Genomic DNA, 14,489 nt, shown 5'->3' on the forward strand with positions numbered 1-14,489 from the left:
TCACCGGCACGTCCAGTCGGCTGCACGCCCGAGTAATGCGCCTGGCGGAGCCGGAACCGGCCGCGGCATGCGTGCGCGCTGTTCACGATCGGCGGCGGCGCGGTGTTCCCTGACACGGTGATGCACGAGTGCTCGGTGTGCGTCCGGCCCGGGCCGTCGTGCCGTCCCCGGGACGCTCGCGTCGTACCGCGGGGTCTGGGCTCAAGTGCGTTCGCGGTGGCCGGACTTCTCCAGCAGGGGACGCGGGGCCTCGGACGGGTGCGGCTCCGGGGCGAGCCCGGGGGCCGCCGGTTGCCCGGTGGCCGTCGCCGGGCCCCCCTGCCTTCGGGTCATCCCCACACCCACCAGTACCACCGCCATCCCCAGCACCACCCGGGCGCTCAGGTCCTCGCCCAGGACGACAGCCCCCAACAGCACGGACACCACCGGCAGGAGATAGCCGACCACGGCGGCGTTGGTCGCGCCCTCGTCGTTGATGATCCGGTAGGTGAGGTGGAAGGTGGCCGCGGTGCAGAACACGCCGAGGACGAGGGCCGCGACGAGGACCGCCGGGCCGGGATCGAACGCGTCCAGGCCGCCGAGCGGCACCGCGAGGGCGGTCAGCCCGCTCGCGGCGACGAGCTGGGCGGCGGAGAGCGAGATCGTGGGCGTGCCCTTGGGGACCAGGGTGCGGCCCATGTACGTGAACGCGACGGCGTAACTGGCGGCGGCGCCCAGGATCGCGAGGGCACCCCAGCCGGTGGCCCCGGTCGCCCGCCAGGGGGCGAAGATGACGATCACGCCGGTGAAGCCGAGCAGCAGCCCCGCCAGCCGTACGGGCCGCAGCCCGCGCTCCGAGCCGAGGGCGACACCGAGGACGACCGACCAGAGCGGGGTCGTGGCGTTCAGGACGCCCGCGAGCCCGGAGTCGACGGTCTGCTGGCCCACGCTGAACAACGCGAACGGCAGGGCGTTGCAGAAGAAGGCCGCGACGACGATGTGCCGCCAGACGGCGACGCCCTTCGGCAGCCGGTGCCCCGTCGCGTAGCAGGCGACGACGAGGACGAGCGCGCCGAGGGCACAGCGCACGAACGTGACCTGGAGCGGGGAGAGCCCGCGCAGCGCCAGCTCGATCCACAGGAAGGTGGAGCCCCACAGCAGGGCGAGCACGGCCACCCGCATGCCGCCCCGCAGGGCCCGCGTGCCGCTGTCGTCGCTCATGTCGTCTCCCTGATCTCGTTTCCCCGGCCGGTGGTTGCCCCGTCCCTGCCCTGCGGCTCCTACGACGGTGCCCCAGCCAAGCTTTGAGAACAAGCAAACGCTTCTACCCATACTGTTAAGCTGTGCTACATGCTCGATGTGAGGCGACTGCAGGTCCTGCGCGCGGTGGTCACCAGCGGTACGGTCACCGCGGCCGCGGCCCACCTCGGCTACACCCCGTCCGCCGTCAGCCAGCAGGTGGCGGCGCTGGAGAAACAGGCCGGTACGGCGCTGCTCGAACGGGTCGGTCGCGGGGTGCGCCCCACGGCGGCCGGGCTGCTGCTCACCGAGCACGCCGCGCTGATCGGTTCGGCGGTCGCCCAGGCGGAGACGGCGCTCGCCGACCTCCGGGCCGGGCGTACCGGCCGGCTGTCGGTCCGGTACTTCGCCACGGCCGGCTCCACGCTGGTGGCACCCGCACTGGCCCGACTCCGCGCCGAGCACCCCGGTGTCCGCGTCGATCTCGAACTCACCGACCCGCAGGACCCGTTCCAGGGAGTGGCACGAGGCCGTCCCGACCTGGCCGTACTGGTCCAGGCGCGGGACCGCCCGGGCGACGGCTTCCGGCTCGTCCACCTCCTCGACGACCCGTACGCGGCCGTCCTGCCCCCCGGTCATCGGCTCGCCGGCGAGCAGGCGATCGACCTGCACGAGTTGTCCGGTGAGCAGTGGGTGGGCAGCGAGCCCCCCGGTCCCTGCCTCCAGCCCGTCATCGACTCCTGCGCGGCCGCCGGCTTCAGCCCCGACTTCGTCGTCCAGACCGAGGACCACGCCACCGCGCAGGGCTTTGTCGCGGCCGGTCTCGGCGTCGGTCTGATGCCGCTGCTCGGGCTGCGCAACCAGCACCCCGGTGTCGTCGTGCGTCCGGTCCGCAACCCCGAGCCGGTCCGGGTGATCTCGGCCGCGGTCCGGGAGACCGCCCTCGAACAGCCGGCCCTGCGCGGCCTCCTGGACGCGCTGCGGGACGCGGCCGCCGAAGCCGGCCCGGGCGACGGGCCCCGGTCACCGTGACCGCGGCCCGCGGTGATCCCCGTCAGATCCGGCGCAGTCCGGACAGCACCCGCTCCATCAGCGCCCGGGTCGGGGCCTCGCCCGGGTCGGTCGCCGTCTCGTGGACGACGATCATGCCGCGGTCCGCCAGGTCGCCGAGGAGGACCTTGGCCACGCCCAGCGGCACCGCCACGAGGGCCGCCACCTCGGCCACCGACCGCGGTTCCCGGCACAGGTCGAGCACCGCGTGGTCCCACTGGGTGACGGTGTCGTGAACGCCGTCCGGACCGGCGGCCGTGACCAGGGTCTCCACCTCGAAGTGGTGGTGCGACCTGGTCCGGCCGCCCGTCCACACGTAGGCGCGGACGAACGCCGCTGCCGCGGCCCCCGGCTCCGACGCGGCCTGCCGGTGGTCCGTCGGTGCGGCAGGCGGCGGCGCGGCCTCGTCGTCGCGCCCGGCGGGCTGCGGCGTGTCACCGGTGCCGGAGGTCTTCCGCCGGCGCCGTCCCGTGCCGAAACTGAACGCGTTGAGCACGTCGGCGAAGGTCTGCTCGTCCTCCGCGTCCTGGTCTCTTCGAGGGCCGGGCGGTCCTTCACCGGTGCTCATGGTCTCCTCGTCCGGGCTCAGCGGGCCGCGGCCTGCTGCAACTGCTGCAACTCGGTGCGCAGTTCCGGGGTCAGCAGCTCGCCGACCTGGTCGACGAGCACGGTCATCTCGTAGGCGATCTGACCGATCTCGCAGTCCGGAGCGGCCAGGGCGACCAGGCACGACCCGTCCCGGATCGACATCATCACCATGTTGCCGTGCTCCATCTGGACCACGGTGCGCAGCGCCTTCCCCGTGTCCAGGCAGCCGGCGGCACCCTGGATCAGGCTGACGGCACCCGCCGCGACGGTGGAGAGCTGCTCGGCGCGGTCGCCCGGCAGCTGGTCCGACGCGGTGAGCAGCAGCCCGTCGGCCGAGATCACCACGGCGTGCGCCACATGGGGGACGCGTTGCGTGAAGTTGGTGACCAGCCATCCGAACTGGCTCACCTCCGGGGACTGGGGTGAGGTCATGGCTTCTTCCTGCCGGTTTCCGATGAGTTGTGCGTCTGGTCGGGCTGCGTCCGACGAATGCCCGACTGGTAGCTGCTGAGGAAGCTCTGGGCGCGGCCGGCCTTCGTGCCCGCTGTGCCCGCGGTGCCGACGGTGCCCGCGGCCGCCCCGTCCTTGGCGGTGGACCGCTCCGGTCCGGCCGGAGCGGACCGGGTGCGCGGAACCCTTCTGGGCAACCCGGCCTGCGTGACGCCGGCCGCCGGCCGCTCGGGCTCCTGCACGTCGCGCCCGGCCGCCGGTGGTACGGGCGCGGGCTCCGTCGGCGTACCGACGGTGAACCACGACGGGGTCGCGGGTTTCCGGGGCGCGCCGTCGTCGTCCGCCGGGGCGGGTCCTGCCGTGACCGGGGCGGCCCCTGTCGTCGTGGCGGCGGCGAACGGCCGTTGCGGCGGGTGTGACGCCGTGTCACCGGGGTCCTTGCGGCCGCCGGGGGTCCGTACCGGAAGCGCGCCGGCGGGGCGTTCGGACGCGGTGTCCGGCTGGTCCGTGCGGGCCGCAGGCGCCTGCGCCGTGACCAGCTTCGCCGGTACCCGTACCCGTGCCCGCAGTCCCTTGACGCCCGGCCGCGCGCTCAGGCTGACGGCGATGCCGTGCCGGGAGGCCAGGCGGCCGACCACGAGCAGGCCCAGCTGCCGGGAGGCGCGCGTGTCCGCGGCGGTGCCCGTCGCCACGCTCCGGTTGGACCTGGCGAGGTCGTCGGCGCTCATCCCGATTCCCTCGTCCTGGACCTCGATCAGCAGCGAGCCGTCGTCCTCCCGGGTGGCGCCTACGACCACCTGGGTGTGCGGCGGGGAGAACGTGGTCGCGTTGTCGAGCAGTTCGGCGACCAGCCGCCCCAGGTCACCGGCCGCGTACCCGATGACGTCGACGGGAGGGCCGGGCCGGACGAGCACGCGCCGGTAGTGCTCGATCTCGGAGACCGCACCCCTCAGCACGGTGTCCACCGCCGCACTCCGGGCGGAGCGCACCAGGGTGCTGCCGCACAGGACCATCATGTTCTCGTTGTTGCGCCGCATCCGCGTCGCCAGGTGATCGAGCGTGAAGAGGCTGGCCAGCTGTTCCGGGTCCTCCTCGTGCCGTTCGAGCTGTTCCATCAGCCGCAGCAGCCGGTCCACCAGGCTCTGGCTGCGCCGGGAGAGGTTGACCAGGGTGTCCCTGAGGTCACCGCGCAGCGCGGCCTGCTCCGCCGCCAGCCGCACCGCCTGGGCGTGCACCGTGTCGAAGGCTCTGGCGAGCTGGCCGAACTCCTCCGTGGTGTGCACCGGCACGGCGTCGACGACGGTGTGCGCCTTCCGCCCCTCGCGCATGTCCTCGACCGCGGCGGGCAGCCGGTGCTCCGCCACGTCGAGTGCGGTCGAGCGCAGGACGGTCAGGGACCGCAGCAGATGCCGGCCGATCCCGAGACCGATGGCAAGGGCGAGCAGCAGCACCGCGAAGAGGATGACGGACGCCAGACCCGCCTGGTCGCTCGTCCGGTCCTGCATCCCGGCCGACGTGGTCCGCATGGTGCGCAGGAAGCCGTCCGCCGCCTTGTCGACGAGAGCACCGGTGGTCTCCGAGTCGCGGTTCCAGCTGTCGACCGGGACACGCAGCGACGGGGTGGTGTCCCGCGCGGCCAGTGCGTCGCTCACCACGTGCGCGCGCCGGCTGACGGCCGGTCCGGTGACCGTCCGCCGGTAGGCGCTGAGCTCCGCGGGGGTGGCCACCGCCCGGAAGGCGGCGAGGCTGTCCCGCAGGCGCAGGTCGGCCTCCTGCAGCGCCCTGAGGAGTGCCGGGGCCGCCGGACGGTTACGGCCGGCGGCCAGCAGCAGGATGGCGTGTTCGAGGTGGATCTGCTCCTCGGCCCGCTCCAGGCCGTACAACGCGGTCGCCGATCGGGTGAGTTCAGGGCTGATGAACCCGCTGCCGAGTGCCTGGTCCAGATCGAGCAGCCCCGTGATGATCGTGCCGTAGTCGTCGAGTGCCCTCCAGGAACCGATGCCGGCCGACGCCACCTGCGCGCGCAGGGCGGGCAGGCGGGCCAGCAGGCCGACGGCGTCCCGGTAGCGGTTCGCCGCGACGCCCGTGAGGGAGACGCTCTGCTTCTCCGTGCGGGCGAGGGCGGTCCGGGCGCTGTCGACACTCCGCGTCTGCTGCCGCAGGCCGGCGGGATCGTCGACGGCGGCGGTGTCGGCGCTCAGCAGTTCGACGGACATCGTGCGTTCCATCTGCAGGGCCTGCAGCAGCGTCCGCAGCTGACCGCGCATGGTGACCAGGCGTTGCAGGCCCGCGTAGGAGTTGGCGCGGGTGACGTCGTCATGGATCTGCACGACGCCGAGGCCGACGGCGAGCAGGGCGGGTACGAGCAGCACCGCCGTCAGTTTCACGAGAAGCCGCCAGTTCCGCCACTGCACGACCGAAGCCCACAGCGACGGTCGTACGGGAGGTGTGGTCGTATGCCCGGCCGCGGTCACGATATGAACTCCGTGCTCGGAACAGCTTGCTTGCAGGGACGCGGTGGAACCGAGGCGAGCTTAGGGCAGCGGGGCAAACGGCAACAATGCCGCTCCCCGGCCGCGCTGCCGACGAGTCAAACCGTTACTCACATGCTCTCCATATTTCGTGGGCCGGCCGGTGACGCCGTGCGGCTGCGGGCCGCTTCGGTAACTCCTGGGCAAAAAGAAGATCAAACGGCTTTCGGTTCGCGACTTCTCGGGGCCCGTCGGGACGCCCATGCGGGTTTCACTGCTCAACGCCCGGTCCGTTGGGTGTTGGTTGACGGTACGCGGTATCTCACTACACTCTCCACCGCCCGGGGGCCACGGTTTGCTGCTTCCCTCGCTCGTCGCAGGGGAGCGTCCGTGTGCCCTCCTGCCCGCATCCCAGGAACGAGGAACGTGACCAGACCGGCAGGGGCGCCCGCCTCCGAAGCGTCCGAGCGGCCTGCCGGGCGGGAGTTCACCGGGCTCCGTCACGAGGGCGGGCCCGACTACTCCGCGATTCAGCAGAGCGAGGAGTTCGCCCGGCTGCGCAGACGGCTTCGGTTGTTCGTCTTCCCGATGAGTGCGCTCTTCTTCTGCTGGTACATGACGTTCGCTCTGTTGTCGGCATATGCCCACGGGTTCATGAGTCACAAGGTGACGGGCGAAATCAACATGGGCACCGTCCTCGGCCTGATGCAGTTCGCGTCCACGGTCGCGATCGTCCTGGCGTACCGTCGTTTCGCCGGGAAGAAGCTCGATCCGGAAGTGGACAGGATCCAGGAGCTGGCAGGAGGCGACAAGGAATGACACCGCAGATCGCCGCCGGCCCGACCGGCAGCCCCGCGCTCAATCTGAGCGTCTTCCTGGTATTCGTCGCCATCACTCTGTTCATCGTCTACCGGGTCACCAACAGAAACCAGACGGCATCCGACTACTACGCGGCGGGCAGCGCCTTCACCGGTGCGCAGAACGGCATCGCGATGTCCGGGGACTTCCTCTCCGCGGCCTCCTTCCTGGGAATCTCCGGGGCGATCGCCGTCCACGGTTACGACGGATTCCTCTACTCCGTCGGATGGCTCGTCGCCTGGCTGGTCGCCCTGCTGCTCATCGGGGAACGACTGCGCAACACCGGGCGGTTCACCATGGGCGACGTGATGGCCTTCCGCATGAGGCAGCGCCCGGTGCGGGCCGCGGCGGCCAACGCGACCCTGGTGATCACGTTCTTCTACATGCTCGCCCAGATGGCCGGTGCCGGCGGCCTGGTCGCCCTGCTGCTGGACGTGCACACCAGGGGTGGACAGGCACTGCTGATCAGCGGCGTGGGCGTCGTCATGCTCCTCTACGTGCTGGTGGGCGGGATGAAGGGCACGACCTGGGTGCAGATCATCAAGGCCGGCCTGCTCCTGGTCTGCGTGACCTTCATCAGCGTGTTCATCATCGGCAAGTTCGGGTTCAGCTTCTCGGCGCTGCTCGAACAGGCGACCCACAACAGCCCGTTGGGCGAACGGCTGCTGGAACCGGGCAGCCTGTACGGCCACGACGCGAGGAGCCGGCTCGAGTTCGTCTCGCTGGCCCTGTCACTGGTCCTGGGCATCTCCAGCCTGCCGCACGTGCTGATGCGCTTCTACACCGTGCCCGACGCCAAGGAGGCACGCAGGTCGGTGGTGTGGTGCTCCTGGTCGATGTTCACGTTCTACCTGGGCATCCTGGTGGTCGGTTACGGCGCCACCGCCCTGGTCGGCTCCGACGCGATCGTGCACGCCCCGGGCGGGGAGAACTCCGCGGCGCCCCTGCTCGCCTTCCGTATCGGCGGGGTCGTGCTCCTGGGCGTCGTCTCGGCGGTGGCCTTCGCGACGATCCTGGCGGTGGTGGCCGGTCTGACCCTGGCCGCCTCGGCCTCGTTCGCCCACGACGTCTACGCCAACGTGATACGCCGCGGTCATGCCGATCCCCGGTCCGAGATCCGGGTCGCCCGCCTGACGGCGGTCGTGGTCGGTCTGCTGGCCATCGTCGGCGGCATCGTGGCCGACGGCCAGAACGTCGCCTTCCTCGTGTCGCTGGCCCTGGCACTCGCCGCATCCGCCAATCTGCCGACGATGCTCTACACGCTGTACTGGAAACGCTTCAACACCTCCGGGACGCTGTGGAGCATCTACGGCGGGCTGGTGTCCTGCCTCGTGCTCATCGTCCTCTCGCCGGCGGTCTCCGGTACGCCCACGTCGATCGTCAAGAGCGTCGACTTCCACTGCTTCCCGCTCATGAATCCCGGCGTCGTGTCGATTCCGCTCTCGTTCGCGTGCGGATATCTCGGCACCGTGTTCAGCAGGCGCCCCGCGGATCCGGACAAGCAGGCGGAGATGGAGGTCCGGGCGCTGACCGGAATCGGCGCCCGGCGGTAGCCGACCGCGGCGGGACCGGCATACGCAGGGCTCCTGACCGGCTGAACGACTCGGCCGGTCAGCGCAAGGCGCGATCCAGGTGGGCCCGGTGCTCCGACAGCCACTGATGCGCCCGCCGCACCTCCGCCACCACGCCGGCCTCGCGGAGACGGATCATCGCGGGGTCTTTGGAGCGGGCGCCGGCCTCGATGCCGCGCCAACACCGGTCCTGCCACCACAGGATCACAGGGACGAGACGACGTCGGTCCACGAGCTCGTACGCATCGGCGATCAACCGCAACCGTCGGGCGGTGTCGGAGAGGTCGGCAATGCCCGGCCCGAGCCGGAGGTACTGCCAGCAGACGTGGGCGACGTCATGGATGCGCGCACCCGGCGCCGCCAGATCCCAGTCGATGAAGGCCACCGGGCGCAGGACGCCGCCGACGGGCCGGTAGACGGTGTTCCTCGGCGCGAGGTCGTTGTGGCAGACGACCTCGCGCGAGGCTGCGAGTTCCGTGCCGGCCGTCAGGTCGTGGAACTCCCGCACGAGTCGGGCGACCCGCAGCAGACTCCCGTCGGAGTGCACCTCCGGCGGCTGCCGCGGTCTCCACGCCACGTGCCCGTCGAGGTAGGTGAGGACCTCACGGACCTCCTCGTCGATACCGAGGTACCGCGGTGCGCCGGGCCAGCCGCCGGCCTCGAGCAGCTTCAGCAGGTCCCCGACGAACCGGGTACGGGCGGACGCGGGACGACGCACGGTGGCGCCGATACGCACTACGTGGTTGACAAGGCCACCGGGCAGCGACGACTCGTGCATGCCACCACTGTGCACGACCTTCCGTCCCACCGGCGGCCTCGTGGCGCGCAGAGCGTTGGGACCTGCTTCACCGTCCGGCCGGGCACCGTGACACAGCTCCACGGCACGCGGCCCGTCCGGAGCCGCTTGACAAAGCGGGACGTTGTCCCGGATAGTAATCGGGACAGTGTTCCGTTTCGCGTGACTGCGATCGGACGCAGAAGGGAACCGCTCGTCATGAGTGCATCCACCGACACCCCCGACGCCGACAGCGGCACCGCCCACTCCGGCCGGCCCGCTCCCGTCCTCTCGTACAGTCCGGTGACCCTGTCCGTGCCCGGACGCCCCGTGGACCTCCAGGTCCGTGTCTCCGTGCCCGCGGCCGGGACCGGCCTGCCCGTCGTCCTGCTCTCCCACGGGCACGGCGGCTCCCACAACCTCTCCTCGCTGAACGGGTACGCGCCCCTCGCCAACCTCTGGGCGGCCGCCGGTTTCGCCGTCGTCCAGCCCACCCACCTCAGCTCCCGGACCCTGGCCCGGCGGCTCGCCGACGCCCCCGGAGCCCCCTTCTTCTGGCGCTCGCGCGCCGAGGACATGAGCCGCATCCTCGACCGGCTCGACGAGATCGCGCACACCGTGCCGCAGCTCGCCGGGCGCCTCGACCACGACCGGATCGCGGTCGCCGGCCACTCCCTCGGCGGCCACACCGCGAGCCTCCTGCTGGGCGCCCGGACCACCGACCCCGGCACCGGGGCGGAAGTGGACCTGCGGGACCCCCGGATCAGGACGGGCGTGCTGCTCGCCGCACCCGGCAGGGGCGGCGACGTCCTCAACGGGTGGATGGCCGACAGGGTGCCGTTCTTCCACGGCACCGACTTCTCCACGATGACCGCGCCCACCCTGGTCGTCGCCGGCGACAAGGACGACTCCGCGCACTTCACCGACATCGGCCCCGGCTGGCACGCCGACCCCTACCACCTCGCCCCCGCCCCCAAGACCCTGTTCACCCTCTTCGGTGCCGAGCACCTGCTCGGCGGCATATCGGGGTACGACGCCGACGAGACCACCGACGAGAACCCCGAGCGCGTCGCCGCCGTCGGCCGCCTCACCGCGGCCTACCTGCGCACCCAGCTGCTGTCCGACCCCTACGCCTGGCAGAAGGCGTGCGAGGCGCTGACGACCGGAACCGCCCCGGCGGGGCGGGTCGAGTGCAAGTAGGCCACCAAAGGAGAAGCGAGGCGTATTTGTTTGACGGATTGTCAAATACCTTTATTCAAAAGGTCATTGTCGATCGCATCAGGACAACGGAACAACGTACGCGGTCCAATTCCGCGGTGTAGCTTCTACCCGTCAGTAGAGGCCTGAACAACGGGGGACGCGTGGTTGCCTCTCCGCATACCGAGAAGTTCGCCGCCCGTCTTCGGATGCTGAAGGACCGCAGCGGCCGGGGGTACGACCGCCTCGGCAAGGACACCGGCGTCAGCGGTTCCAGTCTGCACCGGTACTGCTCCGGTCTCAGCGTCCCGGTGGACTACCGCGTGGTGCACGCCTTCGCCAAGGTGTGCGGCGCCGACGCGGAGGAACTCCGCGAACTCCACCGGCTGTGGGCGCTGGCGGACACCGACCGGGACGCGCCGGCGAACGTGGCTGCCGTAGCGGAGGATGCGGCCGTAGCGGAGGACAAGGACGTCACCCCGCCGAAGACCGGGCGGACGCGGCGGTTCAGGGTGCCCGACAAGCTGTCCCCGCGGGCCGCGGTGCTGGCCGCCGCGGTCGTGGTGGTGCTGGTGGCCGGCTTCGTGTGGCTGCCCGGCAGCGCTCCCGACGGTGCCGCGTCGGCGTCCGGTGACAGGGTGCTGGACTCCCCGGCCTGCAAGACCGTGAGCATGGGGCAGCACGACGCCTGCGTGCGCGAGGTACAGACCCTGCTGGCGCGGGCGAAGGGCAAGCTCGCCGTCGACGGCGACTTCGGGCCGGAGACCCTGCGCAGGGTGACCGCGTTCCAGGTGCTGGCGGGGCTGCCGGCCACCAACGTGGTCGACGACGCCACCAGGAAGGCTCTTTACGCGCAGCGGGTGAGCATGACGACCTGGCCGCCGGCCAGGGTGGCGAAGCGGATCCGCGAGGTGTTCACCGAGGATCCCGGCACCGCCGTGGCCGTCGCCCGCTGCGCGTCGTTCCTCGACCCGCTGTACGTGCTGCCGAACACCAACGGCAGCCGCAACTGGGGCGTGTTCCAGATCTCCGACGCCCGGCTGCGGGACCTCGACGGCACCCCGCTGCGGGCGTTCGACCCGGACTGGAACATCAGGGCGGCCCACCGGTTGTGGAGCGTCCGGCACGACTTCCACGACTGGCCCTCCTGCGAGGCGGCGCTCAAGAGCACGCCCAGCGGCACGCCCAGCAGCACGCCGAAGACCACACCGAAGAGCACGCCGTAGAGCACGCCGACGGGCCGAAGCCCGGAGCTCCGGGTACCGAAGCGGCGGTACCCGGAGCTCCACTCCCCCGAGAGCGGCGTCAGACCGTGCCGTCCTCCCACCACCAGTCACGGCCGAGGTCGGCCCTGCTGTCCACGTGCTGGTGGTCGACGGTGTAGGTCTCGAGACCGGAGAACCCGCAGGTCTCCGCCTTCTGGTAGACGGTCTTGGTGGCCACCCCGGGCACGTCCAGGTCGGCCGCCGTACCGTACAGGTGCATGCTGTCGCTGGCCCCGCCGATCTCGGCGTTGTGCGCGATGCTGCGGAAGCCGGAGTTGACGGTGATCGGCTTGTCGCCCAGCTTCTTGCGCAGCGCCTCCAGCTTGTACATGCAGCGGCGGACGTTCTCCTTCACCTGGGAGGCGCTCAGCTTGCCGCCGTTGAAGGTGCCGTCCGTCTGGTTCACGAACTCGCTGAAGTTGAAGTGGAGCGTGGAACCGTCCGACTGCTCCAGGGAGTTGAGCTTCGCCTGGGTGTTGGGGCCGACCTCGGCGTCGGCGCTGAGACCGTACGCCGCCTGGAACCGGCGTACGGCGGCGGCCGTGCCGGGGCCGAAGTCCCCGTCGATGCTCACCCGGCTGTGGCCGGCGCTGTCCGCCGCCCAGCCCGCGACCCGGATCTGCAGTTCGGTCACGTCGGCACCGGTGGCGCCCTGGGTCAGGGTGCGCGACCAGGAGTAGGCCTGCGCGGTGCCCGAGAACAGCAGCTGGCCGAAGGCTATGCCGGCGCCAGCGGCCAGCGTGCCGCGCAGCATGGTGCGGCGGTCCAGGGGACGGGAGGAAAAGGTCATGGTCGTCCTTTCGGGCTTTCGAGGGGGTCAGTAGGCGATCTGGAACGTCACGTTCTGCGCGTCGATGTCGTAGGCGTGTATGCGCAGGACGAAGTGGGTGCCGTCCTTGACGTCGGTGGCGACGGTTCCCCACTCGGTACCGTGCGTGGTGTACGCGTCATCGTTGTTGCACTTGGTGGTGTGGTCGACGAACACCACGCAGGCGTCCAGGTACACGCCCGGCTCGTCCGTGATGAGCCGCAGGTTGACGTCGTTGCACCGCGAGGACGTGGTGTAGGTGCCGTACTCCTTGGCGGCCGACTGGTAGTGGTACGTCAGGGTCTTCGCGCCGCCGTAGCAACTGGTGGCGACGGCCGAGGCGACCGGGGTCTGTGCCGAGGCGGGCACGGCGCCCAGGCCCAGCAGGGCGGCCGCGGTGCACAGGGCCGAGGCGAGCGTTCTGTTGCGGGTCATGGTGGTCTCCGTACGGGCGGCGGGGGGTCAGAAGGCGATCTGCATGACGGCGTCGTCGCCCTCCAGGGGCACGCCGTTGGGGACGGTGAACTTGGTGCCGTCGAGCACGTCGGTGGCGATGGTCGTCCAGCTGCGGCCGACCTTGGTCCAGTGGTTGCAGGCGCCGGTCTTCGCGAACTTCACGCAGGCGTTCACGTAGTCCGCGGTTCCGCCGGTGACCCGCATGTTGATGTCGGTGCAGCGGCTGGTCGTCCAGTAGGGGCCGAAGTCGAGGACGTCCCCGTAGCGCACCGTCACCGCCCCGCCGTAGCAGGTCGTGGCGGCCGCGGCGGAGACGGACGCCGTCGCGGTACCGCTCCGGTTGGCCAGCCGGTCGAGGTCGGCCTGGGTGCCGTTGAACACGTCGGCGGTCGCCGGGGCCTTGATGCCCGGGAACAGCGCGGCGTCGGTGTACTGCCACATCGTCCAGGTCGTCGAGCCGTTCGGCAGCGGCGGCTGGGTGATCGACTGGCGGTAGTCCGCGAGTTGCAGCGGATACCGGGCGAAGGCGGTGGTCGAACCGAGGCAGTCGTCCAGGAAGGACTTCTGCGTGTAGATGACGGGGGTGCGGCCGAAGGCCGCCTCCACCTTGTCGAGCCAGGCCTTGGCGTCGGCCACCGTGCCGTAGGTGGGACAGCGTCCGGTGCCGTCGTCCATGCGCTCCAGGTCGAACACCGGCGGCAGGTCGCCCGCGCGCTGCCCGGTGTAGCCGGTCGCGCGCACCGCGGCGATGAACCGGTCGGCCTGCGCGCCGCCCGTGTCGGCCGCGGTGCCCGTGTAGAAGTGGTAGGGCGCGACCGCGAGTCCCGCCGCCCTGGCCGCCGGCAGGTCGGTGGCGAGGTACTCGTCGGTGACGTTCAGGCCGCGGGTGGCCTTGATCGTCGCGAACTCGACGCCCGAGGCCCGTACGGCCTTCCAGTCGATCGGCGCGCCGCCCGGGTGCTGGTACTTGGCCGTGTCCAGGCCGTCGACCGGGTAGCCGGCCGGCCGCGGTGGCGTGCAGTACGTGTTACGGCCGGACCAGTCGGCCAGTCGGGCCCAGGTGTTGGGCCCCACGACGCCGTCGGCGCTGAGGCCCGCGCAGTGCTGGAGCTCGACGACCCGGCCCTCGGTGCCGCCCCCGAAGTCGCCGTCGATGGTCAGCGGCGGGTAGTGGAACGGCTCCATGGCCAGGTTCAGCCGGCACTGCAGTTCCTTGACCTCGACGCCGTTCGCGCCCTCGCGCAGGGTCGGGCGCGTGTCGGTGTGACCGCACACGGCCGCCTGCGCCGTGGCCGAGGTGCCCTGGGTGGCGCAGGTGTGCGGCGCGGCGGCCCAGGTGTTGAGCGCAGCCCAGGTCTGCGGGCCGAGCACGCCGTCCACGCCCAGCCCGGCACACGCCTGGAACTCCTTGACCCGCGTCTCCGTCGCCGGGCCGAACGAGCCGTCCGCCGCTATCGGCGTGTACCGGCTCGGCTTCGTCGCGAGGTCGAGTTCGCACTGGGCCTCGACCGTCGGGTCCCCCGTCGATCCCTGCCGCAGCGTGGGCTGTTCGCCGGTGTGCCCGCAGACCGCGACCGCGGTGGCGGCGGCTGCGGCGGTGGCGGCGGTCGCGGACTGGGCCGCGTGCACCGCCGTGGGTCCGTACAGGGGCAGGACCGCTGCCACGGCGAGGGTCAGACCCCGCAGTAGCGTCCTCCGTCCCATCTGTGTTCCCCCTCATGTGAGTTGGCCGGGAGCCCCCGGCCCGGTCATGCTGGCAGCGGCGGTCGCGCGAGCCGGAGC

13 protein-coding genes are annotated in these 14,489 nt (G+C 71.4%); 5 read left to right on the forward strand and 8 right to left on the reverse strand.

Features of this window, described 5'->3' with window-relative positions; genetic code table 11:
• Window positions 1-201: 201 nt before the first annotated feature.
• Window positions 202-1,200: a DMT family transporter gene (locus ACZ63F_RS14590; RefSeq protein ID WP_469711067.1), complete on the reverse strand. Its 999-nt coding sequence runs from the start codon at window positions 1,198-1,200 to the stop codon at window positions 202-204.
• A gap of 129 nt (window positions 1,201-1,329) precedes the next feature.
• Between ACZ63F_RS14590 and ACZ63F_RS14595 the strand changes: the two genes are divergently transcribed.
• Complete coding sequence (locus ACZ63F_RS14595) at window positions 1,330-2,250, forward strand: LysR family transcriptional regulator (RefSeq protein ID WP_469711070.1); 921 nt, start codon at window positions 1,330-1,332, stop codon at window positions 2,248-2,250.
• Between the two features lie 22 nt (window positions 2,251-2,272).
• Here ACZ63F_RS14595 and ACZ63F_RS14600 read toward each other — a convergent pair whose 3' ends face one another.
• From ACZ63F_RS14600 to ACZ63F_RS14610, 3 genes are read right to left on the reverse strand one after another with little or no spacing between them, the layout of a single operon-like run.
• On the reverse strand, window positions 2,273-2,836 hold the full coding sequence (locus ACZ63F_RS14600) for a DUF742 domain-containing protein (RefSeq protein ID WP_469711071.1): 564 nt from the start codon (window positions 2,834-2,836) through the stop codon (window positions 2,273-2,275).
• A gap of 17 nt (window positions 2,837-2,853) precedes the next feature.
• Window positions 2,854-3,288, reverse strand: coding sequence for a roadblock/LC7 domain-containing protein (locus ACZ63F_RS14605; protein ID WP_469711073.1), 435 nt, complete (start codon window positions 3,286-3,288; stop codon window positions 2,854-2,856).
• The gene (locus tag ACZ63F_RS14610; protein WP_469711075.1) at window positions 3,285-5,720 is read right to left on the reverse strand and encodes a sensor histidine kinase; all 2,436 of its coding nucleotides are present in this window, start codon (window positions 5,718-5,720) and stop codon (window positions 3,285-3,287) included. Before ACZ63F_RS14610 ends, ACZ63F_RS14605 begins: the two co-directional genes overlap by 4 nt.
• A 483-nt stretch (window positions 5,721-6,203) precedes the next feature.
• Here ACZ63F_RS14610 and ACZ63F_RS14615 point away from each other — a divergent pair, with 483 nt between their 5' ends.
• Window positions 6,204-6,596 (forward strand): DUF485 domain-containing protein, encoded by a 393-nt coding sequence (locus ACZ63F_RS14615; RefSeq protein ID WP_469711077.1) that lies wholly within the window; start codon window positions 6,204-6,206, stop codon window positions 6,594-6,596.
• Window positions 6,593-8,188: a solute symporter family protein gene (locus ACZ63F_RS14620; protein ID WP_469711079.1), complete on the forward strand. Its 1,596-nt coding sequence runs from the start codon at window positions 6,593-6,595 to the stop codon at window positions 8,186-8,188. Before ACZ63F_RS14615 ends, ACZ63F_RS14620 begins: the two co-directional genes overlap by 4 nt.
• Before the next feature lie 58 nt (window positions 8,189-8,246).
• Here the strand turns inward: ACZ63F_RS14620 and ACZ63F_RS14625 are convergent, their stop codons facing one another.
• Window positions 8,247-8,984: a phosphotransferase gene (locus tag ACZ63F_RS14625; RefSeq protein ID WP_469711081.1), complete on the reverse strand. Its 738-nt coding sequence runs from the start codon at window positions 8,982-8,984 to the stop codon at window positions 8,247-8,249.
• Window positions 8,985-9,200: 216 nt separating this feature from the next.
• Here ACZ63F_RS14625 and ACZ63F_RS14630 point away from each other — a divergent pair, with 216 nt between their 5' ends.
• Both ACZ63F_RS14630 and ACZ63F_RS14635 read left to right on the forward strand, forming a co-directional pair.
• On the forward strand, window positions 9,201-10,181 hold the full coding sequence (locus ACZ63F_RS14630; protein ID WP_469711083.1) for an alpha/beta hydrolase family protein: 981 nt from the start codon (window positions 9,201-9,203) through the stop codon (window positions 10,179-10,181).
• A 161-nt stretch (window positions 10,182-10,342) separates the two neighbouring features.
• Window positions 10,343-11,404 (forward strand): helix-turn-helix domain-containing protein, encoded by a 1,062-nt coding sequence (locus ACZ63F_RS14635; RefSeq protein ID WP_469711086.1) that lies wholly within the window; start codon window positions 10,343-10,345, stop codon window positions 11,402-11,404.
• 79 nt (window positions 11,405-11,483) lie between these two features.
• Here ACZ63F_RS14635 and ACZ63F_RS14640 read toward each other — a convergent pair whose 3' ends face one another.
• The 3 genes from ACZ63F_RS14640 to ACZ63F_RS14650 are packed head-to-tail and all read right to left on the reverse strand — an operon-like array spanning window position 11,484 to window position 14,411.
• Entirely contained in the window at window positions 11,484-12,233 is a 750-nt protein-coding gene (locus ACZ63F_RS14640; RefSeq protein ID WP_469711087.1) for a D-Ala-D-Ala carboxypeptidase family metallohydrolase, read from the reverse strand.
• A gap of 27 nt (window positions 12,234-12,260) precedes the next feature.
• Complete coding sequence (locus ACZ63F_RS14645; RefSeq protein WP_469711089.1) at window positions 12,261-12,686, reverse strand: hypothetical protein; 426 nt, start codon at window positions 12,684-12,686, stop codon at window positions 12,261-12,263.
• A gap of 27 nt (window positions 12,687-12,713) precedes the next feature.
• The gene (locus tag ACZ63F_RS14650; protein WP_469711092.1) at window positions 12,714-14,411 is read right to left on the reverse strand and encodes a GH25 family lysozyme; all 1,698 of its coding nucleotides are present in this window, start codon (window positions 14,409-14,411) and stop codon (window positions 12,714-12,716) included.
• Window positions 14,412-14,489: the final 78 nt, after the last annotated feature.

This window comes from Streptomyces sp. NPDC104761 (genome assembly GCF_055583445.1).